Consider the following 26749-nt stretch of genomic DNA (forward strand, 5'->3'; position numbering starts at 1 on the left):
AAACCCGACCCACCAGCAGCTTCCGGGGCAAGGGTGACATGCGACACACCGGTGCGTTCGGGCGTCACTCCGTGAGCCCGGCGGCCACCGCCAGCCCCACCTCCCTGGACGTGAGGTAGGGCGAGGCGTCGTGCGCCTTCGGCCCGTTGTCCACCGGCAGGTCCGCCACGCCGCCGAACAGCGGGTCGAGCTCCTTGACCAGGGCGACCACGTCGCGCCGGTCGGCCACGTTGGTCCACGTGCGCACCGCCGGCGGACGGGTGCCGCGGCCCTTCTCGGGGGAGGGCAGGAGGCGGTCGAAGATCAGCCCCGCGATTCCGAGGGGGGACCCGACCGTCACGAGGTCGAGGAACGGAGCGGAGGCGGAGGCCGGATCGTCGGAGGGGGCCCGGGAGGCGGCGCACAGGGCCTCGTAGGCGACCACGCTGCCGAGCGAGTGCGCGACGACGAGGCGGGTGTCGGGACCGATCCCGGCGAGGACCCGCCGCTGGGCCGCCGACCTCACGGCGGGGTCGGTGAGGTAGGCGCGGACCTGCTTGAGGTCGGCGATCATGGCGCGGTCGGCGAGCCCCGCGAAGACGGGGTGGCGGGACAGCGACACCAGGGCGCGCTGTACCCAGGAGGGGGCGCCGAACCGGACCGGTGCCCCCGGTCCGGGCACCGAGGGGTCGGTCCGGGCGGCCTCCTCCCACAGTGCGCGCAACAGGTCCTGTTCCAGGCCCTCCTCGACGTCGGAGGCGTCGTAGGGCGGGAGTCCGACCGCCCGGTGTCCGGCGGGCCGGAAGAGGTCGCCGTAGAAGGCCATGGCGACGTCGTCCGGAGCGAGGCGGGCCCCGGCCAGGGCCGCGCCGTCGGTGAGCGCGGGGCGCCACTGGGCGAGCAGGGTCTCGGCGCCCTTGAACTGCTGGGCGATGCCGTGGACGCAGAGGATCCTGGCCACGCGGCCTCCTTGGAGCGGTGGGGGGTTCAGGGGCGGGTGAGTGAGTCCGTGTTGAGGCGGAGGGCGACGAGGCCGGAGTCGGTGGCGGCGTAGAGGTTCCCGTCCGGGGTGACCGAGAGGTCGTGGACCAGACTGCCCACACCGATCTCCCCGACCATGGTCCCGGCCGCGTGGTTCCAGGCGCGGATCACACCCTGGAGGTCGGAGACGACGACGAGCGGGACACCGGCGACCCGGGCGATGCGGATCGTCCGAACCCCGTCGACGAGGTCGGGTACCGGCAGTGCGGTACGCGACCAGTTCCGTGTGTTCCAGGCGAGGAGGGGGCCCTTGTCGCCGCCACCGACGAGCAGTCCTCCGTCCCCGGTGTCGGCGATGTCCACCGCGCGCAACCGTGTCCCGGCGTCGCCGAACGGCCCGGCGACCGGTTCTCGGGTCCGCAGGTCCCACACCCGGACCGTGCCGTCGGCGGACGCGCTGGCGAGCAGGTGCCGGTCACCGATGCGCACGGTACGGATGTTGCGCACGATCGCGGTGTGCCCTCCCAGCGGTTCCCCGACACGCGTGCGCTCGGCCAGGTCCCACACGTGGAGGCGGGCGTCCTTGCCCGTGGTGACCACGACGGTCCGGCCGTCCAGGTCGTGTACCGCGAACTCCGTCAACGGCGCCAGGTCCTGCTCGTGGAAGGAGGCGACCGCCTCCCCGGCGGCCGTGTCGACCAACTCCATCCACCGCCATCTCTGCACGAGGTGGGTGGTGTCCGAGACCCGGCACAGACGTGAGCCGCGCTCCTGGCTGGTGAGCAGGGGATGGGCCAGGTGCCCGGTGTCCGCGTCGTGGGCGCGCAACGTCCCGTCGAACCCCATGGTGTGCACCCTCCCCTGGGCACCGTCGACGGACACCCCTCGCAGCTGGTGGTCGAGGCCGGAGAAGGCCTCTCCGACCGGACTGGTCGTGGCCACGTCCCACAGGCGCGCCTGCGCGTTCTGGACGGACAGGAACCCGAGCCCCGTGGCGGTCTCCGTGAAGACGCCCTTGATCAGCCCGTTCTCGCTGGACAACAGGGGCCTTCCCAGCCGCTCTCCCGCGAGCAGGTCGCCCAGGTGGAGCCTCCTGTCCGCGTCCAGTACCGCGGTGTGGCCGTCGTTGGTGACCCGGGCGCCGAAGTTCAGCAGTTGGACGCCCCACCCCTCCAGGGCACGGCCGACCGGCTGCCAGTGTTCGACGGAGTAACAGCACAGGTCGTTGGCCCCGCTCGTGGTCAGGGCCACGGGAGTCCCCCGGACGAAACCGATACCGATCGTGCCCCTGTCCAGCGCCTCGTCCCATGACTCGCGTCCGACCACGCGTTCCGGGAGGGTGGCGGGCCGCCCCTCCCAGGACCAGAGGTACAGGTAGTCCTGCGTCGTCCGGACGAGAAGGCGCAGTACCCCCGCGTCCACCCGGGCCCGCATCTCGTGGATGCCGCCGATCTGCCCGGTGAGGGGGCTGACGACATCGGCGCCCGTGCCCAGGTCCCACAGGCGGATGGTCCCGTCCTCGCTCCCGCTGACCACCAGGGAGCGGCCGTTCAGTGCCACCGTCTGGAGGCAGGTGACCGCGTTGGTGTGTCCGGTGAGGTGTCGGACGCACTCGCGTCCCCGGAGGGGATGCCAGACCCGCAGACTCGTGTCGTCCCCTCCGGTGACCGCGACCAGGTCGCCGTCCACCGAGGTCATCGCCACCGCCCGGATGGCGCCGTGGTGGCTCTCCAGCGGCCGGGCGATCCCCCGGAGTTCCTCCAGGTCCCAGACGCACAGCATGCCCTCGGCCCCGCCGGTCGCCGCGTAGGGCCGTCCCGCGTGCACCGCGGCGGTGACGGCGTTGATGGTCTCGACGTGCCCGGTCTCGGGCTGGTCCGCGGCCAGGTCCCACACCCGCGCGGTCCGGTCATCGCTGACGGTGACGGCGAAGACATCATCCGACTGCGAGGTCAGAACCGCCTGGTTCAGCGCCTGGGTGTGCCCCCGCAGGGGGTGGCCCTGCTGGCGCATGGTCTCCAGGTCCCACACCCGCGCGTCCTCCCACCCGCTGGTCAGGACCACCCTCCGTTCACCGAACCCGCCCGCGTCGATGGACCTGACACCCGCCCGGACAGGCATGACATGGGGGTGCACGGAAGTGGGTTCACCGATCTGCTGCCGGTTCAGCGGGTTCCAGCGGTTGAGCATCCCCTCCTCGTCACCGCTGAGGACCACGGGCCCCTCGGGGGTGTCCGTGAGGAGGAGCGTCGACACCTCCGCCGTGTGCGCGACGAACGCGTCACCGAGCACTTCCGCGCGCGGATCGTCGAGCAGCGCGGTCAGATCCCAGACGTAGGCCCTGCGATCGGTCCCGCCCGTGACCCCCAGCAGCCGGTCTCCCACGGGGGCGAGGGCCGCGGCGTTGACCGAGCTGCGGTGTGCGGCCAGCGGCCCGCCCAGAGGACTCCGGGTGTCCAGGTCCCAGAGCCGGGCGGTCCCGTCCTGACTCGACGTCAGTGCGAAGGGCCTGCCCCGGAAGGTCGCCATGGCCACGTCCGTGACGAGGTTGGTGTGGGCCTCCCACTGCTCACCGAGGACCCGGCTGGTGGACAGGTCCACGATCCGCAGACGGCCGTCGATGCCTCCGACCAGGGCGACGGAGTACTCGTCCAGCTCCCCCAGGGTGAGGCAGGTGGGCCTGACGGGCAGCGCCAGTGGATCGCCCAACTGGCTCTGGGTGCTCAGGTCCCAGATCCGCACCGTCCTGTCGGCGCTGCCGGTGACCGCGACGCGGTGCCCGTCCAGCGCCGTGGTGGCCACGCACACGACCTCCTTCGTGTGCCCCACCAGTTGCCGGTGCGCGCCGCTGGTGGACCACCACGCCCACCGCGTGGTCCACGTGGACGGCAGGCCCGACTTGTCGATCCGCTCCGCGAGCGCGTCGGCGCCGCAGCGCCGGGCCGAGAGCTGGAGGTCGGAGGTCCGGTCCTTGAGCGGGTACCTCTCCGACAGCCGGTGGGCGACCTGTTCGTAGGCCGTGCGGGCCGCCTGCGCCTCCTCACCCGAGGCCCTGCCCAGCACCCGCATCAGGGGGAGCTGACCGGCCGCCAGCAGGAACACCGGGTCGGCCACCAGAGCGTCGAGGTGCCCGGTGTCGGAGGCGTGCGTGGCCAGGTGCGCGCGGACGTAGGCGGAGGCGGAGAACCAGTCCGGCCCCTGGCCGTCCAGGCGGCCCGGCACGGTCCCCAGCAGCGCTGCCACGATCCGCTCCTGCGCGCGGGTGGCGTCCCCGCGGCCGTTGTAGGAGGCGCGCAGGTGGTCGGCGAGCGCCTGGTGGTAGAGGCGGTACACCGACCGCTCCCCCTCCACCACCTCGGCGACGTAGTCGCTGGCGAAGCGCAGGACCTCGCTGATGTCGGCGTCGGAGCACTCCGCGTCCGACAGGCCGGCGGCCATCGCCGCCCACGTGCTCCCCCGGGGGAGCCCCTGGCCCTCGGCGAAGGCCAGCGGGGTGAGCAGGCGCCGCACCCGGTCCTCCTCCTCACCGAAGCGCGCCAGGTAGTCGTCGAAGGCCTCGCCGACCCCGCTGGGCAGGGTCCTCTGCCAGCCGGACACCGAGGTGTCGATGGGGGTCGGCTCCTTGCGCAGGCTGCGGGCGGTGAGCCGGGCGACCAGGAAGACCCCGGCCGCGCGGCCCGCCACTCCCCTGGCCACCCGGTCGGCCAGCTCGGGCCTGTCCCGGTAGGGGGTGCGCGTGTCGGCCTCGTCGGAGGCGAGCAGCACCTGGCGCACGTAGCCGCGGATGTCGGCCTCGGTGTCGGCGGGATGGGTGTCCAGGTCGATGACGGTCATCACCGACTCCAGCGCCCTGACCAGCTCGCGGCGGGTGCCGACCAGGAGCCGCACCCCGGGGATCTCGGCCATGGGCCGCAGCAGCTCGCGGGCGATCCGGCGCGGCTCACCGCGGCCCACGAAGTCGGCCGTGCTGCCCGAGCCCGCCTCGTCGAGGGCGTCGACGACGATGACGAGGGGCCGTTCGCTGACCCGTGCGCGCTGGGCCAGCTCCTGGAGGAGCCCGGCCGCCGAGGGGGTCCGCGCCCGGGAGCCGAGCGCAGTGGAGACGCGCTCGACGATCTCCTCCAGCCGCTTGTGCCGGGCGTGGACCGCGGCGGTCACCGTCCCCACGGGGACGAGGGTGTCGTCGGAGGACTCCGCGAGCCCCAGCCGCTCGCGGTACTCGCGGTCGGACACGGTGACGACCCGGCCCAGCACCGCCGACTTGCCGCAGCCGGGCTTGCCGGTCACGATGCGGCCCCGCCCGTCGCCCTCCGGCGACGTCATCCAGGAGACCAGGTCGCGCAGGACCCACTCCCGGCCGCTGAAGTAGCGGCCCTGCTCGGACTCGAACTCCACGCCGCGCGAGCGCGGGCCGTAGTGCTCGGCCAGTTCGGCCGCCTGGCGCTGGAAGTCGAGGTCGGTGCCCTCCGAGGGCAGGTCGGCGCGGTAGGAGTCGTTGGGCAGGAAGGGGTCCAGGCCGGTGCCCGCGCCCTTGGCCAGCTCGGCGCGCTGGGGGACGCCGTTCTCGGCGAAGTGGTCGTTGACGTGCTGGACGACGGAGGCCAGGTCGAGGTAGGGCTGGCGCTGGCCCGCCCGCTCGGTGGCCGTCTCCACGGCCTCGCGCAGCGCGGGCGCGAAGGCCCCGTCCTGGGCGAGGTCCTTGGCGCGCGCGGAGGACAGGAAGCACACAGAGGTGGACACGTCGCCGCCGGTGAGGCGGTAGGCGAGGGTGTTGAGCGCGATCCCGGCCGCGTCGGAGGCGCCCGCCCCGGCCGCGCAGGTGTCCAGGATCAGCAGCAGCCTGCGCAGCCGCCCCTCGCACAGGATCCGGACCAGGTCCTCGGTGGCCAGGGCGGTCGAGGCGGGGGTGTCCTCGCGTGTGTCCCAGCAGCACAGGTAGTGCCGGTCCCGGTCGGGCGCGTATCCGTGGCCCGCGAAGTACAGGACGACGACGTCCTCCTCGCCCAGTTCGACATCGGCGACCCAGCGGCGGATCTTCTCGCGGATGTCGTTGGCGCTCCCGTAGTCGCCGATCCCCTCCAGAACGGATTCGTAGCCGAAGCCGGTGAACAGGTTCCGGACGGCGAGAACATCTTCTCCGACCCCGGTCAGCTGCTCCTCTCTGGACAGGTGCTGGTACCTGGAAACACCGACGGCAAGGAAGAAACGACGACCGGTTCCGCTCGGCAAGGGGGCAACCTCTCGGTTTTCTTCAGGGGGTTTTATGCACTTGTCGAAGGCCCGAAAAAGCGCGCCAGGCGCTGTCTGATCCATTATGCCCGTGGGAGCTCCGGGGCCCCACCCCTGTGGAAAAGCGCAAACACCCACATAGGACTCACCAATCACGTGGGGGCCCACGGGGGGATCCCCTCCGGCCGATCACCCTTCGAGCATTGACAGCACCCTGTCAAAATGACAGCATGCTGTCATGATCGAAGACACCAGGCAGACCGTCCACCTCGCCGTGTACGACCAGCTGGCGGACTGGGAGATCGGGCACACCACCGCGACCATCCGGGGCGGCGACTGGCAGCGCGACCCCGGGCGCTACGACGTGGTGACCGTCGGCCTCACCGGCGCGCCCGTCACGACCGCGGGCGGGCTGACCATCCTGCCGGACATCACCCTGCCCCAGCTCAAGCCCTCCTCCAGCGCGATGCTGATCCTGCCGGGCGCCGACGGCTGGGACCTGGACCCCGAGGCCTTCTCGCCGTTCGCCTCGGCGGCCGGGATCTGGCTCGACGCCGGTGTGCCGGTGGCGGCCATCTGCGGCGCCACGGCCGGGCTCGCCCGTGAGGGGCTCCTGGACTACCGCGACCACACCAGCGCCGCGCCCGAGTACCTGCTGGCCACCGGCTACGCCGGGATGCGCCGCTACCGCTCCGCGCTCGCGGTCTCCGACGGCGGCCTCATCACGGCCGGGCCCACCGCGCCGCTGGAGTTCGCCCGGGAGGTCTTCGCGGCCCTGGACCTGTACACGCCCCGCGTCCTCGACGCGTGGTACCGGCTGCACGCCGAGCACGACCCCGGCGCCTACCACGTGCTGCTGGAGGGGTCCTGAGCATGGCCCCTGCCGAGGACAGACACTCCGACCTGCTCACCGGGACGGCGCTCACCGTCTTCCGCCTCAACGGGCAGTTCCTGTCGGTGGCCGAGGAGCTGGCCCGCACCGCCGGACTGACCGCCGCGCGCTGGCAGGTGCTCGGCGCGGTGACCCGCGACCCCCTGCCGGTGTCGGCGGTCGCGCGCCGCTTCGGCACCACGCGGCAGAGCGTGCAGCGCATCGCCGACCTGCTGGTGGAGCAGGGACTGGCCGAGTACCGGCCGAACCCGGCGCACAGCCGCGCCAAGCTGCTCGCCGCCACCGGGGAGGGCCTGGACGCCCTGCGCCGGATCAGCCCCGACCACGACCGGGTGGCCAAGGCCCTGGTCGCCGAGCTGGGCGAGGAGGACAGCGCTCGTGTCCTGGAGGCGCTGCGCCAGCTCTCACGCGCCCTGGACCGGATCGGGGGCGACTGAGCGGCGGGCAGTATCGTCGGGCGGACACCCCGTCCACCCCGGGTCCGCTCCCCCCGCCCGAGGGCACGCGTCCCACCAGGAGGAAGACGCCATGATCGACCTGCGTTCCGACACCGTCACCCGCCCCACCCCGGCCATGCGCAGGGCCATGGCCGAGGCCGAGGTGGGCGACGACGTGTGGGGCGAGGACCCGACCGTGCGGGAACTGGAGGAGGAGACCGCCGGGCTGCTGGGCCGGGAGGCCGCGCTGTACGTGCCGTCCGGGCACATGGCCAACCAGCTGGGGCTGTACGTGTCCACCCGCAGCGGCGAGGAGGTGTGGGCGCACGAGAACCACCACCTCATCGGCGACGAGCAGGGCGCGACCGCGGTGCTGGCCCGGGCTCTGCCGCGCCTGTACTCGGACGGGCTCTGCCCCACCGACGCGGTGCTGGAGTCGTGGATCGCCGGCCGGGGCGACGTCCACCGGGCCGAGCCCGCCCTGGTGTGGCTGGAGAACACCTTCACCGGCCGCGTCGTACCGCTGGCCGAACAGCGCCGGGTCACCGGGTTCGCGCACCGGCACGGGCTGCGCGCGCACCTGGACGGGGCTCGGCTGTGGAACGCGGCCGCCGCCCTGGACGCCGCTCCCGCCGAGGTCGCGGACGGGTTCGACACGGTGTCGGTGTGCTTCTCCAAGGGCCTGGGCGCCCCGGTGGGCTCGGCGCTGGTCGGGGACGCCGACACGGTGCGCAGGGCCCGGCGCGGGCGCAAGCTGCTGGGCGCGGGGATGCGCCAGGCCGGGATCATCGCCGCCGGGGCCCTGTACGCGCTGCGCCACCACCGCGAGCGGGTGGCCGAGGACCACGAGCGCGCCGCGGAGCTGGCCCGGCTGATCTCCGAGCGGTCCGGGCTGGCCGTGCGGGCGCAGACCAACATGGTGCTGGTGCCCACCCCGGCCGGACAGGGCGCGCGCTACGCCGAGGCCTTCGCCCGCCACGGGGTCGCGGGGCTGGGCATCGGCGACGCCGTGCGCCTGGTGGTGCACCTGGAGACCACCGACCGCGACGTCGAGGAGGCCGCCCGGGGCGTGGCCGAGGCCGCCGCCGAGCTGTGACCCCGGCGGCCGGGCGCGGCGGTCGGCCGACCTAGACTGTGCCGATCGCCTGACCGCCCGGCTGCCGCGGGCGTGCCACGCGTCACAACGCGTAGTAGCATTTCGCGTATGACATTGTCGTACTAGAGAGTGGTAGCACCGCAATGCCGGGAAGAATCCAGTCGATCGAACGCGCGGCAGCCATTCTCCGGATCCTGGCCACCGGCGCCCGCGGGCTCAGCCTGGCGGAGATCTCCCGGTCCCTGGAGCTGCCCAAGGGCACCGTGCTCGGCATCCTGCGCACCCTCCAGCACGTGGGCTTCGTCGAGCAGGACCCCGAGTCGGGCCGCTACCGCCTGGGCGGGGGCATGCTCAGCCTGGGCACCCGCTACCTGGACGGCAACGAACTGCGCACCCGCGCCCTGAACTGGGCGGACAGCCTGGCCTCGCGCAGCGGTGAGAGCGTGCGGATCGGCACGCTGCACAAGCACCAGGTGCTCGTGGTCCACCACGTGTTCCGTCCCGACGCCTCCCAGCAGACCCTGGACGTGGGCACCCTGCTGCCGCTGCACGCCACCGCCATCGGCAAGGTCATCATGGCCTTCGACCCCCTGGCGGCCCCCGAGGAGGACCCGGCCGTGGTCGAGAGCGGCGGGGCCCCGGCCCTGACCTCCTTCACCCGGCACACCGTCACCTCCCCCGCCGCGCTGGAGCGCCAGCTCGACCAGGTGCGCGACGACGGCTGGGCGTGGGAGGCCGAGGAACTCGTGGACGGCGAGGTCTCCATCGCCGCCCCCATCCGCGACCGGCGCGGCACGACCGTCGGCGCCATCGGGGTGCGCGGCGCCGTCGAGCGCCTGCGCGGCGAGGGGGGCAGGCCCGACATGGAGCAGGTCTCCTACGTGCGCGACGCGGCGCGGGCCATCTCCCGGGAACTCGGCGTCACCCCCTACTGAGGTCGCACCGCAGTTCTCCCACCGCCCGCGGAAGGCCTCCCGCGCGGCGGCTTCCGGCGTTCGCCCGCGCCTGGAAGCGTTGCCGTCGAGAGGACGTGACGCACGCGACACGATTGCGTCACACGGCCTTGACATGGGAAGGAAAGACGGATGAAACTAACGGCTACTCATACGTCAATGTCGTACAACGTGCGGGTTTAATCCGAAACCGTGTGCGTCCGGCCCCGTCCCGAGCCCCACCCTGAAGGCGAGCACCCGATGAGTCAGCAGTACGTCGCCGCGATCGACCAGGGCACCACGTCGAGCCGCTGCATCCTCTTCGACCGCGACGGACGTATCGTCTCGGTCGACCAACGCGAACACAGGCAGATCTTCCCCAAGCCGGGCTGGGTCGAACACGACGCCACGGAGATCTGGACCAACGTCGAGGCGGTCATCAGGGGAGCCCTGGACAAGAACGACATCACCCCCGACCAGATCGCGGCCGTCGGCATCACCAACCAGCGCGAGACCACCCTGGTCTGGGACCGCGAGACGGGCGAGCCGGTCCACAACGCCATCGTCTGGCAGGACACCCGCACCGACGACCTGGTCCGCGAACTGGGCGGCGAGGAGGGCCAGGACCGCTTCCGCGACCGGTGCGGCCTGCCGCTGGCCACCTACTTCTCCGGCCCCAAGCTGCGCTGGCTGCTGGACAACGTCGACGGCCTGCGCGAACGCGCCGAGCGCGGCGAGGTCCTGTTCGGCACCATGGACACCTGGATCATCTGGAAGCTGACCGGCCGCCACGTCACCGACGTGACCAACGCCAGCCGCACCATGCTGATGAACCTGTCCACCCTCCAGTGGGATCCCGAGATCCTGGAGGCCATCGGCGTCCCCGAGGGCGTCCTGCCCGAGATCCGCTCGTCGTCGGAGGTCTACGGCGAGGCCAGGGGATACCTGGCCGGAACCCCCGTCGCCTCCTCCCTCGGCGACCAGCACGCCGCCCTGTTCGGCCAGACCTGCTTCGACCCGGGCGACGTCAAGGGCACCTACGGCACCGGTACCTTCCTGGTGATGAACACCGGCACCGAGCCGGTGACCTCCGAGAACGGCCTGCTCACCACGCTGGGATACAAGCTCGGCGACGAACCGGCCGTGTACGCCCTGGAGGGCTCCATCGCGGTGACCGGCTCCCTCGTGCAGTGGCTGCGCGACAACCTGGGCCTGATCTCCACCGCGCCCGAGATCGAGACGCTGGCGCGCACCGTGGAGGACAACGGCGGCTGCTACATCGTGCCCGCCTTCTCCGGCCTGTTCGCCCCGCACTGGCGCAGCGACGCGCGCGGCGTCATGGCGGGCCTGACCGGTTACGTCAACAAGGGCCACATCGCCCGCGCCGTCCTGGAGGCCACCGCGTGGCAGACCCGCGAGGTCGTCGACGCGATGAACGCCGACGCGCCCACGGAGCTGACCACGCTCAAGGTGGACGGCGGCATGACCGCCGACAACCTGCTCATGCAGATCCTGTCCGACGTGCTCGACACCGAGGTCGTGCGTCCGATGGTCGCCGAGACCACCTGCCTGGGCGCCGCCTACGCCGCGGGGCTGGCGGTGGGCTACTGGCCCGACGTCGAGACGCTGCGCGCCAACTGGCACAAGGCCGCCGAGTGGACTCCGAAGATGGAGCCCGCCGTGCGCGAGCGCGAGTACCGCAACTGGAACAAGGCCGTGCGCCGCACCCTGGACTGGGTCGAGCACGAGGACGCCCAGTAGCGCGGGGGCGGCGTCACCCCACCGAACGACCGGTTCCCAGGAGCCCCGGCTGCCACCTTCGGCTCCCGGGAACCGGCCCGCGGGGCGCCGTACGCGCTCCGCTCCATCCCATTCCTGTGACGGGTGCGTCCTATTAAACCCCCGCCTCCGGCCCGGCGCCGGTCGGCGGGGGCGAGGCCCCCGTGACCCGGCTCCCCTGACGGGGCGGAGGTCCCCATGGTCTATCTGGCAGAGTTCGTCGGTACGGCGATCCTGATCCTGCTCGGCGGCGGTGTCGTCGCCGGTGTCTCGCTCGCGCGCTCCAAGGCCCTCAACGGCGGCTGGATCGTCGTCACCTTCGGCTGGGGCATGGCGGTCGCGATGGCCGTCTACGTCGTCGGCGCCACCAGCGGCGCCCACATCAACCCCGCCGTCACGCTGGGCCTGGCCAGCATCGGCGACTTCCCGTGGTCCCAGGTGCCCGGGTACATGCTGGCCCAGCTGGCGGGCGCGTTCACCGGCGCCGTCCTGGTCTACCTGGTCTACCTGCCGCACTGGAAGGTCACCGACGACCCGGAGGCGAAGCTGGGCGTGTTCAGCACCGCCCCGGCCGTGCGCAACCTGGTGGCCAACTTCGTCACCGAGGTCATCGGCACCGCGATGCTGCTCCTGGGCGTGCTGGGCATCGGCGCGAACTCCGGCTTCGTCTCCGTCGAGGGCGGGGCCGACCTGAGCGGCCTGTTCACCAACGGCCTCGCGCCGCTGCTGATCGGCCTGCTGGTGCTGGCGATCGGCCTGTCCCTGGGCGGCCCGACGGGGTACGCCATCAACCCGGCCCGCGACCTGGGGCCGCGCATCGCGCACGCGGTGCTGCCGATCCCGGGCAAGGGCCCCTCCGACTGGGGGTACGCCTGGGTTCCGGTGGTCGGCCCCCTGGTGGGCGGCGTGATCGGCGCGTGGATCTGGAAGCTCACCGGGTTCGGCGCCTGAGCTCCGCCGGCCCGGGGGCGGTGTGACCGCCGCCCCCGACCGGCCCCGCCACGATCGCCCGGGGCTCTCCAGGCCCCGCCCTCCGGGCCCGCGCGGCGGGTCCGGACCCCGTGAAGCCCCGGGGTGTCGCGCACACGCGTGGCCCCCGGGGCTTCGCCGTGCGCGCCCTCCGGGCGGGCCGACCGTGTGATGGGCCGACAAGGTGCGACAATGCCGCATCTCCTGAACCCCGTGTGTCGACCCGGCTCCCCTGGGCAACAGGCGCCAAGCTCGCCTTCGTCCTGGACCACCCCTGGAGCTGTTTTCTCGGCCGGATCACCCCCTCTTCTTCACCAGCGTTCGGCATTGTCGTATTATGAAGGCGATACATCGCCTGAAACGTGGAGACTGTTCAGGTGCACGCGAGGCCCCCTCCATCCCTCCGAGGAGCACAGCCATGACCGTCAGCGCCAGCCAGAACCGCATCGCCTCGTCGCGCTCGCGCACACGCGACGAACTCACCCGGGGGACCTTCGACCTCCTGGTCGTCGGCGGCGGGATCCTCGGGACCTCCGTCGCCTGGACCGCCACCCAGGCGGGCCTGCGCGTGGCCATGGTCGACTCCGGCGACTTCGCCGGAGCCACCTCCAGCGCCTCCTCCAAGCTGGTGCACGGCGGGCTGCGCTACCTCCAGAGCGGCCAGGTGCGCCTGGTCGCCGAGAACCACCGCGAGCGCCGGTCCCTGGCCTCGGAGGTGGCACCGCACTTGGTCAACCACATGCCGTTCCTGGTCCCGATCTACTCCGGCGGCCCGCACGGGGCCGCGAAGATGGGCGCCGGGGTGTTCCTGTACTCGGCCCTGTCGGCCTTCGGCGACGGCATGGGCCGCCTGCTCTCCCCCGCCCAGGCGCGGCGGCTCGCCCCGGGCCTGCGCACCGACGGCCTGCGGTCGGTGGCCGCCTACAGCGACCACCAGATGAACGACAGCCGGATGGCCGTCATGAGCGTGCGCGCCGCCGTGGACGCGGGCGCGGTGGTGCTCAACCACGCCGAGGTCGTGGGGCTGCGCACCACCCGGGGCCGGGTCACCGGCGCCGACCTGCGCGACCGCGTCGACGGCGGGGAGTTCGGCATCGACGCGCGGCTGGTCCTCAACGCGACCGGCCCGTGGGTGGACCGGCTGCGGAGCATGGAGGACCCCTCCGCGACGCCCAGCGTCCGCCTGTCCAAGGGCGCGCACCTGGTGCTGCGGACCCCCGAGCCCTGGCGCGCCGCGCTGACCATCCCCGTGGACAAGTACCGGGTGTCGTTCGCGATCCCGTGGGAGGGCAGGCTGCTGCTGGGCACCACCGACGAGGAGTACACCGGGGACCCGGCCGACGTGTCGGTCGTGCCCGCCGACGTGGAACAGATCCTGGGCGAGGCCGCGCTGGGCATCGACGCGCCCTACCTGGACGCCTCCCACGTCGACTACTCCTTCGCGGGGCTGCGGGTGCTGCCCGGCGGACCCGGCGGCACCAGCTCGGCCAAGCGCGAGACCGTGGTCACCCAGGGGCGGGGCGGGATGCTCTCGGTGGCCGGCGGCAAGTGGACGACCTACCGCCACATCGGCCGCGCCGTCCTCAAGGAGCTGCGCAGGGTCAGCGCCGTGCCGCTGGCGGAGGACATGGCCGACCCACTGCGCACGGTGCCGCTGCCCGGACTGGCCAGCCCGGACGCGGTGGCCCAGCGGCTGATCACCGACCGCGCGCCCGGCGCCCCTCTGGACCCGCTGGTCGCCCGCCACCTGGCGTCGCACTACGGGAGCCTGGCCATGGACATCGCGGCGATGGTGCGCGAGGAGCCGCGGCTGGGCGAGCGCATCCACCCCGACGGCCCCGACATCTGGGCGCAGGTGGTCTTCGCCCGCGACCGCGAGTGGGCGGTGAACGCGGACGACGTGCTGCGCCGCCGCACCACGGTGACCGTGCGGGGGCTGGACACCCCCGAGGTGCGTCAGCGCACCGAGGCCCTGCTGGAGGGGTGAACCCCCTCCCCCGCGGGGGCCGGACACGCGAACGCCCCGGAAGGCGGTGCCTTCCGGGGCGTTACGCGAGGTTATCGCGTGCTGGTTAGAGCGCGACGACGTTCTCGGCCTGCGGGCCACGCGTGCCCTGGACGACCTCGAACTCCACGCGCTGGTTCTCCTCCAGGTTACGGAAGCCCGTGCCCTGGATCGCGCTGTAGTGAACGAAGGCGTCGGGGCCGCCGCCGTCGGGGGAGATGAAGCCGAAGCCCTTCTCGCCGTTGAACCACTTCACAGTTCCCTGAGCCATGTTCTCTCCTTCAGCTCGGTGTACACGGACGCAGACTCACGTCCGCGAATTGCCGCGAGCCGGACTTCCTTGAAGAAACCGCCCGCCGGTCACAAACTCCGCGGGCAAGACACCAACTGCGAAATTCAACGACTAACAATCACTTTGAACGTACCACAGACAGGTCGGCCAGCGAAGGATTCCGATGTGGCAACCCGCACGGCCCGCCGGGGAATACCGGCGGACCCTCCAGGGTACACGTGGGCCGCGTGGGAACGCACGCCGGGATGTCACACCCCGTTCAGGCGGGCGTCGCCGACACGTCGTCGGCGCACCTCAGGACGGGTCCGCGCGTACCCGCGTCCGGCTCAGCCCTCGGCCGCCGGGGCGCGCGGCCCGCCGGGCGGCGGAGCGGTCGGGAGGTGTCCGCCGACGCCCTCCGGAACGGGCCCGTCGGCGCCCGGAACCGGACCCCGCGAGAGGCTCCGAGGCCGTGCGGACACCCGTGGAACACCGCCGGCGATCCGGGTTCGCGCGTCGAATCGCGGCTTCGGGCGGCCGATGACGGGAGCGCGCGAGGAGGGCCGGAAAACACCGAGGCGCCCGCGGGGGGTGGACGGGCGCCGGGATGAGGGGAAGCGGGCGGCTCAGCCCTGGTCGATCCCCACGAAGTGGCCCTCCTCGGCCTCGATCAGCGGAGCGGAGTCCTCGTCGGGCGCCGTCGGCAGGACGACGTCCTCGGGGGGGTTGGCCGCCAGTTCGGCGTCGACCTCGGCCCAGGTGCGGTGCAGCTGCGGCACGCAGGACAGCAGGTGACGGCTGTAGGGGTGCAGCGGGTTGTCGAAGACCCTGGCCGTCGGACCCATCTCGGCGATCGCGCCCTTGCGCAGGATCACCGACTTGTCGCTGACGTAGTTGCCCAGCGACAGGTCGTGGGTGACGAACAGGATGCCCAGGCCGCGCTCCTTGAGGTCGGCGAGCAGGTTGAGCACGTCGATGCGCGTGGAGGCGTCGAGCATGCTGATGATCTCGTCGGCGACCAGCAGCTTGATGTCCAGCAGCAGCGCCCGCGCGATCAGCAGGCGCTGCAACTGGCCGCCGCTGAGCTGGTGCGGGTACTTGTTGAGGACGTTGCCCGGGTCCAGGCGCACCGTGGCGATCGCGTCCAGCACCTTGTCCCGCCACTCCGTCTCCGAGGTCTTCGGGAAGTAGGAGGTGCGGACCATCTCGAAGACGCGGTCGGCCTTGAAGATGGGGTTGAAGCAGCTGAACGGGTCCTGGAAGACCCCCTGCACGCGGCGGTAGTACTCCTTGCGCGCGGCGTGGCCCTTGATGGTGGTGATGTCGGTGCCCTCGAAGGTGATGCTCCCCGAGGTCGGCTTGAACAGGCCCAGCACCATCTTGCCGAGGGTGCTCTTGCCGCTGCCGCTCTCACCGATCAGCGAGACGACCTCGCCCGCCTCCACCGTGAGGCTCACGTCGCGGACGGCGCGCAGGCGGTCACCGCCGAACGCGCCCACCTTGTACACCTTGTGCACGTGGCTGAGTTCCAGCACGGTCTACCTCACCCCGTCTTCCAGCAGGCGGCCCAGTGGCCGGGTTCGATCTCCACCAGCGGCGGCTTTTCGGAGCACTTGGAGAACGCCATCGGGCAGCGGTCCTTGAACCGGCAGCCGGTGGGCGGGTTGAGCAGACCCGGCGGGGTGCCGGGGATGCCCGCCAGGCGGCCCCCCTGCACGGTGGAGGTGGAGCCGACCTCGGGCAGCGCCCCGATGAGCATCTGGGTGTAGGGGTGCTTGGGCTCGTTGATGATGGTGCCCGCGGCCGCCTTCTCCACGATGTGGCCCGCGTACATCACCATGATCGTGTCCGCCATCTGGTACACGAGCGAGATGTCGTGGGTCACGAAGACCATGCTCTTGATGTAGCCCCGGTCGCGGAACTCCACCATCGACTCCGCGACGGAGCGCTGGGTGGACACGTCCAGGGCCGAGGTGACCTCGTCGGCGATCAGCAGCGACGGGTTGAGCAGGGTCGAGATGACCATGACGACGCGCTGCTTCATGCCGCCGGACAGCTCGATCGGGAACCGGTTGAGCACGTCGGTGTCCAGGCCGACCAGCTCCAGGCGGCGGTGGAGCTCCTCGGTGACGTCGGCGGGCCGCACGCCGCGGGCGCGCAGCAGCTCGTTGATCATCCTCCCGATCTTGCGGGTCGGGTTGAGCGCGCTCATCGCGTACTGCGGGATGAGCGAGATCTCGTGGTACCGCAGGGGCACCATCGCGCGGTCGTCGGCGATGGGCACGTCCTTGCCGTCCAGCTCGATCGTGCCGCCGACGTGGCGCATCCGCGAGTCCAGGCGGATCAGGCTCTTGCCCAGGGTGGTCTTGCCGCAGCCGGACTCCCCGGCCAGGCCCATGATCTCCCCGTCGGCGAGGTCGAACGTGACGCCGTCGAGGGCGTGGACGTCCCCGCGCAGGGTCTGGTAGTAGACCTTCAGGTCCTTGACGCGCAGGGTCATCACAGCTCCCGCAGCTTGGGGTTGAAGACCTCGTCCAACCCGACGTTGAGGATGTACAGCGAGCCCACGATCACGGTGATTCCGAGACCCGGCGGGATGAACCACCACCACATGCCGAGGGTGAGCGCGCTCCAGGCGACGGCGCTCTCCAGCATCAGGCCGAGGGACACGCCGTTGGAGGGGCCGAGGCCGATGAAGTCCAGACCGGCCGCGGTGAGGACCGCGCCGCCGAACTGCAGGATGAAGGCCATCACCAGGTACGAGCTCATGTTGGGCGCGATCTCGGTGGTGATGATCTTCCAGGTGCGCCGACCGCTCAGCCGGGCCAGGTCCACGTAGTCGCGGGTGGCCAGGGACAGCGCCTGCGAACGGACCGCGCGGGCCGCCCACGGCCAGGCGGTCAGACCGATGAACAGGCCCTGCACGAACAGGCCGCGCGCGTCCAGGTAGGCGATCGCGACGATGAGCACGACCATCGCGGGCAGCACCAGGACCACGTTCGTGATCATGTTGAGGATCTCGTCGACGATCCCGCCCTTGTACCCGGCGACGAAGCCGACCGCGGTGCCGATGACGAAGGCGACGCCGCCGCCGAACAGGCCGATGATGAACGTGGCGCGCACGCCGTGCACGAACTGGGCCCAGATGTCCTGGCCGAACGTGGTGGTGCCCAGCCAGTACTCGCCGTTGGGCGCCTGCATCTGCGGGCCGACGTACTCGTTGGGGCTGTCGCTGACGAAGAAGGGGCCGACGATCCCGAGCAGCAGGAAGGCCAGGACGATACCCGAGCCGATGAGCAGCTTGGGGTTGCGCCGGGCGAAGTACAGGGCCTCGGAGCCCTTGCGCCCGGCAGGTTCGGGGGCGTCCGCCTTCTCGGCGGTGCCCGGAGCTCCGGCGACGTTCGTCATGAGGAGCCTCCCGTCATCTGGACCCGGGTGCGCGGGTCGATCAGCACGTAGACGATGTCGATGATGAAGTTGGCGATCAGCACGCCGACGACCACGAACAGGAAGACGCCCTGGAGCAGGAAGAAGTCGCGGCTCTCCAGGGAGTCCAGGATGAGCTTGCCGAGGCCGGGGTAGTTGAACACGATCTCGGTGAGCAGGGAGCCCGCGATGATCGTGCCCAGCTGGACGGCCAGACCCGTGATCTGCGGCAGCATGGCGTTGCGGAACGCGTAGCGCCGGACCAGCTTGCGCGGCGCGCCGAGGGCCTGGAGGTAGTTGGAGTAGTCCGCGTCCAGCTCGTAGATGATCATGTTGCGCATGCCGATCGCCCAGCCGCCGAGCGCCACCAGGAACATGGACAGGAACGGCAGGAACCAGTGGGTGATCAGGTTGGAGATGAACAGCCAGCTGAACTCGGGGCGCAGGGAGAAGCTGTAGCCGCCCGAGGCCGGGAAGATCCCGGCGACGATGCCCAGGCTCCAGGCCAGCAGCAGGGCCAGCCACATGTACGGCGTGGCGGTGAGGATGTACCCGACCGGCAGGACCGTGTTGTCCAGGGCCTTGCTGCGGGCGGCGAAGGCGCCGAAGCGGTTGCCGATGATCCAGCTGAGCAGGATCGCGGGGAGCAGCAGTCCCAGGGTGAAGGGGACCGCCCTCATGATGACGTCGGTGACCGGCTCGGGGTAGAGCATCACGCTGATGCCCAGGTCCCCCCGGAACAGACCGGCCCAGAAACTCAGGTACTGCTCGTGCAGCGGCTTGTCGAGGCCGAAGACCTCCTCGTAGTAGGCGGTCATGGTGGCCAGGGCCTCGGGGTCGCCCGCCGAGGCCCGGGAGAGCATGCTGCGGATGGGGTCGCCGGGCATGAAGCGCGGAATCATCCAGTTGATGGTGACCGCGACGATGAACGTAAGCAGGTAGACGAAGAGCTTACGACCGATATAGCGCCACACACGTTCCTCCAGGTGATGGCGGCGGACAGTCGAGTGGCCCCGGAGGGGGCGCGGCGCGGACCCTGTGGGGGGTGTTCCGTGCCGCGCCCGCTCTCCCGGGGCGTCCCCCGGCCGGGCTCTTTCGCGCCGTGCCTCGGCCGGGGGCGGGGAGTGGTCAGCGGGGTGGATGGGGGGAGATCGCTCCCCCGCCCCTACTCGACCGGTTCGATCGAGGCGAGGGTCTCGATCCCGCCGAGCTCGTACCAGCCCTCCCACATCACCGCGGGGCTGTTGGGCGTGCCCTCGGCCTCACTGGGCCAGTTGGTCCAGGCGGAGTTGTTGGCCTGCGACCACTGGCCGTTGTACCAGAGCGGGATGGTCGGCAGCTCGGCCAGGAAGTGCTCCTGGAGCTGCGAGGTGACCTCGGCCGCGGCCTCGACGTCGTCGGCGGGGACCCGGGCGAGCTCCTCGGTGAGGGCCCACGCCTCGTCGCTCTCGTAGCGGTGGAAGTTCACCGTGGTCTGCTGCTCCTGGACGGGCAGCTGGTAGAGGTAGTCGTAGTAGGTCCACGGCGAGTTGCTCAGCTGCCGGGCGTTGTTGATGACCAGGTCGAACTCGCCCGCGTTGCGGTTGTCGTCGAGCAGGCCCGCGTCGGGGAACTCGGCCGTGATGTTGATGCCGACGTCCTGGGCGTTCTGCTCGATGATCCGGGCGGCCTCCATCCAGTCGGTCCAGCCGGAGGGGACCGCGAGGGTCAGCGCGATGGGCTCGCCGTCGGGGGTCTCGACGAAGCCGTCGCCGTCCTCGTCCATGTAGCCGGCCTCTTCGAGGATGGCCACGGCCTCGTCCGCGTCGAAGGTGAAGCCCTCGCGCTCGACCAGCTCGTGGTCGATGTAGGCGTCCCACTCGGGCAGCAGACCCGTGGGGTTGGCCGCCTGGACCAGGTTGGCGTACGGGCCCTCGACGATCTGGGTGATGTTGATCGAGTGGGCCAGGGCCTGGCGGAACGCCGTGTCGTTGAGCGGCTCACGGGTGTGGTTCGGGATGAGCCACGCCGTGTTGGCGCTCTTCATGTACGGGGGGCCGTCGTAGAAGCTGGTGATGGTCTCGTTGCTGTTGAGGACCTGGTCGATACCGGGCAGGAAGTTGTTGGAGAGGTCGACCTCGCCCTGGTTCAGCATGCCCATCGTGACCTCGTTGGAGGCGTTGACGATGTCGACGATGTAGCGGGCGTCCATCGTCATGTCGAGGGCCTCGATGGCCCACCACTCGTCGTTGCGCTCCCAGACCATGCGGTCGTCGGTGTGCGACTCGTAGACGTAGGGGCCGGTGCCGACCGGGTTCTCGTTGGGGCTGTCGGCGACCTGGCTCTCCTCCATGCCGGCCCAGATGTGGTCCGGGACGATGGGGTTGGAGTAGGCCCAGTTCATCCACTCCTGCGGACGGCTCTCCGAGAAGGTGACGGTGACCGTGCGCTCGTCGGTGGCCTCGACGCTCTCGATGTAGTCCCAGACGTTGCTGTAGGGGACTCCGGGGACCTGGCCGAGTTCCAGCGTGGTGACCACGTCCTGGGCGACGAAGGGCTCGCCGTCGTTCCACGTGACGCCCTCGCGCAGGGTGATCACGTGCTCGGTCTCCGAGGTCCACTCGTCGCTCTCGGCGAGCCAGTGGACGTACTCTCCCGCGTCCGCGTCGTAGTGGAAGAGCGACTCGTAGACCAGGCCGTTGGTGCCGACCGCGAACTGGCCCCGCATCATCGGGTTCCAGCTGGTCGGCGCCTCCCAGGCCGTACCCGTGGTGTACAGGGTCTCGTTCCTGGGGTACTGACCCGAACCGCCGTCGCTGTTCCCGCCGCCACCCGAGCAGGCGCTGACCGCGAGGGCCAGGGCCGCGAGTGCCGCCGGAAGCCGCAGCATTCTCATCTCGACTCCTCCTTGTCACCCGGCCGGCCTATGGGGGGAGTCCCCTCCGAGAGACCGGAAGGGTTGGGAGCGCTCCCAGTGGTGAGCGCGCGAGACCGTTGCTGAACCGGGTAAGTGACGTTAACAACAACACGTCCGCAGGAAGGGCGTCAATGCCCGACACTTCGCTGTTATTCGCTTGTAACAGCACAGATGCGGGTATGTCAGTAAGTTCGGCGGCGCTGAACCGGTTCCGCACGGGCGTTCTCGCTCCCTTGGGGGCCTGTCGGCGTGGGGCGTTACGCGCCGCAGCCTTCCACAGCTCGTGAGGAGGTGACAGCACCCTCACGGTCACCTTTTGGACACCAAAGCCGCAGAGACCACCGAGGCAACTCACGCCCCTGTTTTCACATCGTTAACAACTGCCACGGTGCACGCCGCGCCCCCGGCATCCGCGCCACGCGGGGCTCGCGGACCCTCACGCGGTGTACGCGTCGGACGGGGCGCGGGCGGCCGGCGGGGAGCGCCGGATCACGCGCCCAGGGGGCCGGTGCTGCCCCGCGGGAGCAGCTCCCCGCGCGAGGTCTCGCTGTTGGCCACCGGCTTGCCCTCGATCGTCCTGGCCAGCATCAGCGCGGCCTGGCGGCCGTAGGACACGATGTCGCGCACTATGGCGGTCAGCGAGGGGCGGACCAGGCGGCACAGCACCGAGTCGTCCCAGGCCACGATGGACAGCTGCGAGGGCACGTCCACGCCCATCTCGTGGGCCACGCCCAGTCCGGCCACGGCCATGAGGTCGTTGTCGTAGATCAGGGCCGTCGGCCGGTCGGTGGCGGCCAGCAGCTTGCGCGTGGTCCTGGTGCCCCCCTCGCCCGTGTAGTCGGCGTGCACCCAGCGGGCCTCGCTGAGCCCGGCCTGGGCCGCGGCGTCCAGGAAGGCCTGGGTGCGCACGCGGGTGTGCACGAACTTCTCCGGGCCCGCCACCTGGACGATGCGCCGGTGGCCGAGGGCGGCCAGGTAGTGGACGACCTCGCGCATGGCGGTGGCGTCGTCGGTGTACAGGTAGGGCAGGGAGCCCACGCCCTCGGGTCCGCCGAGGACGACGGCGGGCAGCGGGAGCTCCTCGACGACCTGGACGCGCGGGTCGCCCACGCGCAGGTCCACCATGATCACGCCGTCCACCCGGCGTTCGGACGACCAGCGCCGGTAGGCCGCGATCTCGGCGCCCATGTCCTCGGTGACCTGTAACAACAGGTCGACCCCCGAGGTGGCCAGCTCGGTCTCGATCCCCGAGACCAGCTGCATGAAGAAGGGTTCCAGACCGAGGGAGTGGGCGGGCCGGTCCACCACCAGGCCGACCGCCCCGATCCGGCCGCCGGGGGCGAGTGCGCGCGCCGGGCTGCTGGGCGCCCAGCCGAGGTCGCTGGCGATCGCCAGGATGCGTCTTCGGGTCTCCTCCGAGACCCCCGGACGCCCGTTGAGCGCGTAGGACACGGCCCCCTTGGACACCCCCGCGGCCTTGGCGATGTCCATGATGGTCGGACGCCGCATCAAACCCCCCATTCGTCCCCCTGATCACACAAAGCTGAACCGGTTAAGCAGACGGTTCGGGATTGTACTGCATGACCTTGGCGTCTAACCCGACAAATGGGTACTTAACTCACGAAAGTTCTCAAACTCCCTGGCATCGGGGGCACCAGTAGAGGGTGCGTCCGGCCAGTTCCGCGGAGGCGACCGGCGAAGAGCACACCCGGCAGGGTTCTCCGGTCCGGTAGCACACGTAGAGGCTGTCGGGCCGGGGCACGGGACGCGCGTCCGGGTCGGGGCGGTGCTCGGGCAGGGTGGTGATGATGTAGCCGTCCCGCACGCCGTCGCGGAGCAGGCCCGACAGGTCGTCCCACAGCCGCGACCACTGGTCGGCCGTGAGGTCGCGGCCCGGGGTCATCGGGTCCAGCCCCGCCCGGAACAGCGACTCCGCGCGGTAGATGTTGCCGATGCCCGCCACGACGTCCTGGCGCATGAGGAGCGCGGCGATGCTGGTCCGGGAACGGCTGACCACGCGCCAGGCGCGCTCGGGGTCGGCGTCGTCGCGCAGGGGGTCGGGCCCCAGCCTGTCCTGGACGGCGCGCTTGTCGTCCTCGGTGACGACCTCGCAGGCCGAGGGGCCGCGCAGGTCGGCCCAGCCGGAGGAGTTGACCAGCCGGGCGCGCACCGCCCCGACGGGTTCGGGCGCCACGACGAAGCCCTCGGCGTCGCGCAGCAGCTCCCGGCGGGCGCCGCCCGCGGCCCGAGGCGCGCCCAGGTGGCGTTCGCCGTCGGCGTCGCCGAAGGACCAGGCGCCGTACAGGCCCAGGTGGACCCGCAGCCACTCCCCCGAGTCGAACCCGAGGAAGAGGTGCTTGCCGTGGGCCTCGCTCTCGGTGAGGACCCGGCCGTCGATCCGGGCGGCGCCGTCGGCGAAGCGCCCCTGCGGACTGCTGGCGCGTACCGCGCCGCCGCCGAAGGTCTTGTCGAAGTGCGCTGCCAGGCGGTGCAGCGTGTGGCCCTCGGGCACCGGTCCTCTCCTCCTCCGTCCGTCCGGGGCTGCGGCGTGAACACCGCTTTCCGGACATCCGGCTCCAGGGTAGTGCGCCCGGCCCGTCCGCCGGTCCGGTCGGCTTCCGGCGCCGGTGGGGCCGCCCGGCCGTGCGCGCGGGCGTGGCCGCCCGGCGGGTCAGTGGGCGGTGAGGATCTCCTCCACCAGGGCGCGCGGGTCGGCCAGGCAGCGCCAGGCGGGCACCACGACCACGGGGTCCCCCGTGGTGCGGTTGAGCGTCTCCCCCCGGGCGAGCAGCCAGCGCAGGGAGCGGCCGTCGGGCTCCCGGTCGAGCAGGAGCAGCAGGCGGCGGGAGCCGAACCGGACCACCATGTCGGCGGTCCAGCCCTCGCCCGTCTGCTGGAGGGTCACCTCCGTCCCCACCCCGCGCAGCTCCCTGACCAGCGCGGAGGCCGCCGCGTCGGTCCGTCCCGCGTGGCCCCCGGCCGCCGACGCCTCCAGCTCGCCCAGCGGGCCGTCGTCGCCCGACCAGTACCCGCGGTCGCCCACCACCACGAGCCGCTGGCGGGTGCGGGTGAGCACCGACGACCACAGGTGACCCATCCGGCGCACACGCCGCTCGGCGACGGCGGGCGCCCCGGAGGCCAGCGTCGGCGTCAGGACGGTGACGTCCGCCGGATCGTGGTCGTCCGCCAACAGGTCCGGTCCGCCCACCCGCACCTCGTGGCGCAGGACGCGCTTGCTCAGCAGGCGGCGCACCAGGGCCGCCTGGGGCTGGGTCGGCGCGACCACCGCGACCACCCGGCCCCGGGGCAGGTGCTCGTCGAGTTCGTCCACCACCACCGCCACCCGGTAGGCCTCGTCCCGGTTGACGAAGGACGCCCCGGGCACGGCCTCGCAGACCCCGGCGACGTCGCGCCACTCGAACGCGGGGCCGCCCGAGGGGTCGGGGAGGGTGCGCACCGCGAGCCTGCCCCCGTAGCAGTGCCGCGACGCGGCCCCGGCGAGCTGGGGCGGCGCCCCGTCGTGCTCGTCCAGCCACCGCATGGGCGGCGCCGCCCGGTACAGGGCGCGCATCGCCGAACCGCCGCCGTAGCGCAGGCCCCGGTCGTCCAACTGGCCCGCGACCAGACCCGCGGCGGCCAGCGCGCGGCGCTCCTCGTCCGGTTCCAGCACGCTCACCGGTCCCGGGTGCGCGGGGTCGCCGAACACCACGGCGCGGTTGGCGCGGTAGAGCACCGGCAGCAGTTCGGCCAGCCGGGTGCGCTCGGCCCCGACCACGACGGCCAGGTCGAACAGGCCCGCCCGGGGTTGCAGCGCCCGGACCTGGTCGGTGCGGCACACCCACGCGGGCAGGGTGTCGAACAGCGCGCCCGGGCCCGGCCAGCCGTGGCCGCGGTGCCAGTTGAGGCTCTCCAGGCGGTGCTCGATGGCGGCGCGTCCCCGCCACAGCCGGGGGTCGCCGACCGCGCGCAGGCAGGCGGAGCTGGACCTGCGGTGCCGGGCGAGGGCGTCGGCCAGGTCGGCGGTGAGCGCGTTCAGCGGCGCGCAGCGGATCCGCCGGTCCACGGCCGCGCGCCACTCGCCCTCCAGACGGGCGACCGCGCGCAGGCGGGCGAGGCTGTCGGGGTCGGTGTCCACGCCCAGTTCGCGGCGGACGGCGCCCCGGTGCGCCAGCCCGGCCAGGCCCCCGGCCGCCGCGCGCTCGGCCCGGTGCAGCCAGTACTCGGGGCCGCCCCGCTCCGGGGTGAAGAGGGAGTCGGGGTCCCACCCCTGGGCGACGACCCGGCCGCGTTCCTCGGCCAGGCGGGCGAGCGCGTGGCCTCCGGAGGCCATGGTGTCCATGGCCCGCCACGCCTCGCGGACCGCCGTCCAGTCCGCGGCCAGGTCCGCCCAGTGGACGGTGGGGTCCTCCCCGCCGGAACCGGCGGGGGCCGCGGGCAGGCTCCGGGAGTGCTCGGTGAGGAGCCGGGTGAGCAGCACGGCCTCGGCCGTGCGCCGTCCCTCCCCGCCCACGCGCACGACGGGGTGCCCGGGGGAGGCGTCCGCGCGCAGGCGCACCGCGGCGACGTCGGCCTCGGTGCGACCGCACACCAGGACGCGCTGGCCGTTGCTGACGGCGGTGCGCACGAGGGCGTCGACCAGGTCGTGCACCCCGCTCCCGGGCGGGGCCGCGGCCACGGTGAGCTGCTCACGCATGGCCGCGCACAGGACCGCGTACTGGGACTGGTCGAGGGCGGTCGCCGAGATCGGGACGGGGGGCTCGGCGGTGTCCCCGCCGGGGTCGGCGCAACCGCGGCGGTTCGCGGCGCGGGAGCAGCGGAAGAGCCGTCCGGACGCCGCCGGGCCGGAGGCCGCGGCCGTTCGGGAGGGCTGTCCGAGCAGGGCCTCCAGGGCGGTCCCGCTGACGTCCTCGGGGTCGAGGCCGTCGCGGCCGGAGGGGTCGAGGTCGGCCAGGACGCCCTCGACGCCGACGGGTTCGCGCTCGTCGGCGTCGTGGCGTCCCCCGGGCCCGGCCCGGAAGAGCACGGCGACGTTGTGGGCGCCGTCCATCCAGGTGCGCGGGGCGCCGCGGGTGCCCAGGGGCGCGATGTCGTCCACCCGCTCGATCTCCAGGCCGGCGAGCAGGAGGCGGATCCTGGCGGCGAGGTCGGCGACGGCCGCGGGGCGCCGCAGGGGGTCGGGCGCCCCGGAGCGCAGCCGGGTCCGGAGTTCGAACAGGTCCTCGGGGTCGGTGAGGCCGAGGCGTTCCAGGAGCGCGGGGTTGACGTCGGGCGGGCCGACCGCGCGGACCAGGGTGTCCCCGGCCCCGGCGGGGGTGTCCGCGGTCTCGTCCGCGACGCGCACGTCGACGGTGAGCAGGGGCAGGGCCGCCCGGTCCCCGCCCTCCCCCAGGACCACGAGCGGGTAGCCGTAGCGCGCGGACTGGCCGAGGTCGTTGGCCGCGCGCAGGACGCGGACGGACTCCGGGCGCAGCGCAAGCGTCTCCCCGGCCCCGCTGAAGAGCACCTCCGGGCCCGGGGGCAGGCACGCGCAGCTGTCGGAGCCCAGGTCGCCGACCGGGACGACGTGGGTGTGCACCGCCTCGCGGCGCATGCAGGCGCGCAGGTAGGCCAGCAGGGAGCTCACCTCGGAACGGTCGATCGGGGGCTTCCAGCGCAGCGAGGCCGTGCCGACTCCCGACGGGCCGCCGAGCGCGCCGGGGAGGGGGCCGGTGACTCCCGGCGGCGCCCCCGGCACGCCCGCGTGCCCGACCTCGTCCTCGTCGTCCCGCAGTGACCTCAACGTCTCCCCCACACGGCTGTGTCATCGGCCGACCACCCACCGACAGCAAGCCATTGTGGTGGATGGACCGGTCCCGGA

The 26749-nt window shown here is 72.3% G+C and carries 18 protein-coding genes; 7 read left to right on the forward strand and 11 right to left on the reverse strand.

The window, feature by feature from the left end:
* Positions 1–64 precede the first annotated feature (64 nt).
* Both UIS43_RS11890 and UIS43_RS11895 read right to left on the reverse strand, forming a co-directional pair.
* Positions 65–940, reverse strand: coding sequence for a hypothetical protein (locus tag UIS43_RS11890; protein ID WP_013154649.1), 876 nt, complete (start codon positions 938–940; stop codon positions 65–67).
* 26 nt (positions 941–966) lie between these two features.
* Entirely contained in the window at positions 967–6189 is a 5223-nt protein-coding gene (locus UIS43_RS11895) for a caspase family protein (protein ID WP_370013168.1), read from the reverse strand.
* A 238-nt stretch (positions 6190–6427) separates the two neighbouring features.
* Here UIS43_RS11895 and UIS43_RS11900 point away from each other — a divergent pair, with 238 nt between their 5' ends.
* The 7 genes from UIS43_RS11900 to UIS43_RS11930 all read left to right on the forward strand — a co-directional run bounded on the left by UIS43_RS11900 (position 6428) and on the right by UIS43_RS11930 (position 14281).
* Positions 6428–7060: a DJ-1/PfpI family protein gene (locus UIS43_RS11900; RefSeq protein ID WP_071622640.1), complete on the forward strand. Its 633-nt coding sequence runs from the start codon at positions 6428–6430 to the stop codon at positions 7058–7060.
* 2 nt (positions 7061–7062) lie between these two features.
* On the forward strand, positions 7063–7518 hold the full coding sequence (locus tag UIS43_RS11905) for a MarR family winged helix-turn-helix transcriptional regulator (protein ID WP_013154652.1): 456 nt from the start codon (positions 7063–7065) through the stop codon (positions 7516–7518).
* Positions 7519–7609: 91 nt separating this feature from the next.
* A complete protein-coding gene (locus tag UIS43_RS11910; RefSeq protein ID WP_094804549.1) occupies positions 7610–8614 on the forward strand; it encodes a low specificity L-threonine aldolase in 1005 nt (334 codons plus the stop codon).
* A gap of 143 nt (positions 8615–8757) precedes the next feature.
* On the forward strand, positions 8758–9549 hold the full coding sequence (locus tag UIS43_RS11915) for an IclR family transcriptional regulator (RefSeq protein ID WP_013154654.1): 792 nt from the start codon (positions 8758–8760) through the stop codon (positions 9547–9549).
* A gap of 258 nt (positions 9550–9807) precedes the next feature.
* On the forward strand, positions 9808–11307 hold the full coding sequence (gene glpK / locus UIS43_RS11920) for a glycerol kinase GlpK (RefSeq protein ID WP_013154655.1): 1500 nt from the start codon (positions 9808–9810) through the stop codon (positions 11305–11307).
* A 216-nt stretch (positions 11308–11523) separates the two neighbouring features.
* Positions 11524–12276 carry an MIP/aquaporin family protein gene (locus UIS43_RS11925; protein ID WP_013154656.1) on the forward strand — a complete coding sequence of 251 codons (753 nt, stop codon included), beginning with the start codon at positions 11524–11526 and terminating at the stop codon, positions 12274–12276.
* Positions 12277–12712: 436 nt separating this feature from the next.
* A complete protein-coding gene (locus tag UIS43_RS11930; RefSeq protein ID WP_071622642.1) occupies positions 12713–14281 on the forward strand; it encodes a glycerol-3-phosphate dehydrogenase/oxidase in 1569 nt (522 codons plus the stop codon).
* A gap of 85 nt (positions 14282–14366) precedes the next feature.
* Here the strand turns inward: UIS43_RS11930 and UIS43_RS11935 are convergent, their stop codons facing one another.
* The 9 genes from UIS43_RS11935 to UIS43_RS11975 form a co-directional block, all read right to left on the reverse strand.
* On the reverse strand, positions 14367–14570 hold the full coding sequence (locus UIS43_RS11935) for a cold-shock protein (protein WP_013154658.1): 204 nt from the start codon (positions 14568–14570) through the stop codon (positions 14367–14369).
* A gap of 626 nt (positions 14571–15196) precedes the next feature.
* Complete coding sequence (locus UIS43_RS11940) at positions 15197–16105, reverse strand: ABC transporter ATP-binding protein (protein WP_013154659.1); 909 nt, start codon at positions 16103–16105, stop codon at positions 15197–15199.
* Between the two features lie 8 nt (positions 16106–16113).
* Positions 16114–17070: an ABC transporter ATP-binding protein gene (locus UIS43_RS11945; RefSeq protein ID WP_013154660.1), complete on the reverse strand. Its 957-nt coding sequence runs from the start codon at positions 17068–17070 to the stop codon at positions 16114–16116.
* A complete protein-coding gene (locus tag UIS43_RS11950; RefSeq protein ID WP_013154661.1) occupies positions 17070–17978 on the reverse strand; it encodes an ABC transporter permease in 909 nt (302 codons plus the stop codon). The genes UIS43_RS11945 and UIS43_RS11950 overlap by 1 nt, the downstream gene beginning before the upstream one ends.
* Positions 17975–18970 carry an ABC transporter permease gene (locus UIS43_RS11955; protein WP_013154662.1) on the reverse strand — a complete coding sequence of 332 codons (996 nt, stop codon included), beginning with the start codon at positions 18968–18970 and terminating at the stop codon, positions 17975–17977. The genes UIS43_RS11950 and UIS43_RS11955 overlap by 4 nt, the downstream gene beginning before the upstream one ends.
* A gap of 191 nt (positions 18971–19161) precedes the next feature.
* Entirely contained in the window at positions 19162–20865 is a 1704-nt protein-coding gene (locus tag UIS43_RS11960) for an ABC transporter substrate-binding protein (protein ID WP_071622643.1), read from the reverse strand.
* Between the two features lie 516 nt (positions 20866–21381).
* Positions 21382–22401 (reverse strand): LacI family DNA-binding transcriptional regulator, encoded by a 1020-nt coding sequence (locus UIS43_RS11965; protein WP_019608035.1) that lies wholly within the window; start codon positions 22399–22401, stop codon positions 21382–21384.
* Between the two features lie 121 nt (positions 22402–22522).
* Positions 22523–23404, reverse strand: a complete 882-nt coding sequence (locus UIS43_RS11970) for an Fpg/Nei family DNA glycosylase (RefSeq protein ID WP_013154665.1) — start codon at positions 23402–23404, stop codon at positions 22523–22525.
* Positions 23405–23563: 159 nt separating this feature from the next.
* On the reverse strand, positions 23564–26671 hold the full coding sequence (locus UIS43_RS11975) for a DEAD/DEAH box helicase (protein ID WP_370013169.1): 3108 nt from the start codon (positions 26669–26671) through the stop codon (positions 23564–23566).
* Positions 26672–26749 lie beyond the last annotated feature (78 nt).

It is taken from the genome of Nocardiopsis sp. LDBS0036 (assembly GCF_041228755.1).
GTDB lineage: Bacteria > Actinomycetota > Actinomycetes > Streptosporangiales > Streptosporangiaceae > Nocardiopsis > Nocardiopsis dassonvillei.

Coding starts and splice junctions, on each gene's coding strand:
- UIS43_RS11900 (WP_071622640.1), top strand. CDS start 6,428: ATGATCGAAGACACCAGGCAGACCGTCCACCTCGCCGTGTACGACCAG.
- UIS43_RS11905 (WP_013154652.1), top strand. CDS start 7,063: ATGGCCCCTGCCGAGGACAGACACTCCGACCTGCTCACCGGGACGGCG.
- UIS43_RS11910 (WP_094804549.1), top strand. CDS start 7,610: ATGATCGACCTGCGTTCCGACACCGTCACCCGCCCCACCCCGGCCATG.
- UIS43_RS11915 (WP_013154654.1), top strand. CDS start 8,758: ATGCCGGGAAGAATCCAGTCGATCGAACGCGCGGCAGCCATTCTCCGG.
- glpK (WP_013154655.1), top strand. CDS start 9,808: ATGAGTCAGCAGTACGTCGCCGCGATCGACCAGGGCACCACGTCGAGC.
- UIS43_RS11925 (WP_013154656.1), top strand. CDS start 11,524: ATGGTCTATCTGGCAGAGTTCGTCGGTACGGCGATCCTGATCCTGCTC.
- UIS43_RS11930 (WP_071622642.1), top strand. CDS start 12,713: ATGACCGTCAGCGCCAGCCAGAACCGCATCGCCTCGTCGCGCTCGCGC.
- UIS43_RS11935 (WP_013154658.1), bottom strand. CDS start 14,570: ATGGCTCAGGGAACTGTGAAGTGGTTCAACGGCGAGAAGGGCTTCGGC.
- UIS43_RS11945 (WP_013154660.1), bottom strand. CDS start 17,070: ATGACCCTGCGCGTCAAGGACCTGAAGGTCTACTACCAGACCCTGCGC.
- UIS43_RS11950 (WP_013154661.1), bottom strand. CDS start 17,978: ATGACGAACGTCGCCGGAGCTCCGGGCACCGCCGAGAAGGCGGACGCC.
- UIS43_RS11960 (WP_071622643.1), bottom strand. CDS start 20,865: ATGCTGCGGCTTCCGGCGGCACTCGCGGCCCTGGCCCTCGCGGTCAGC.
- UIS43_RS11965 (WP_019608035.1), bottom strand. CDS start 22,401: ATGCGGCGTCCGACCATCATGGACATCGCCAAGGCCGCGGGGGTGTCC.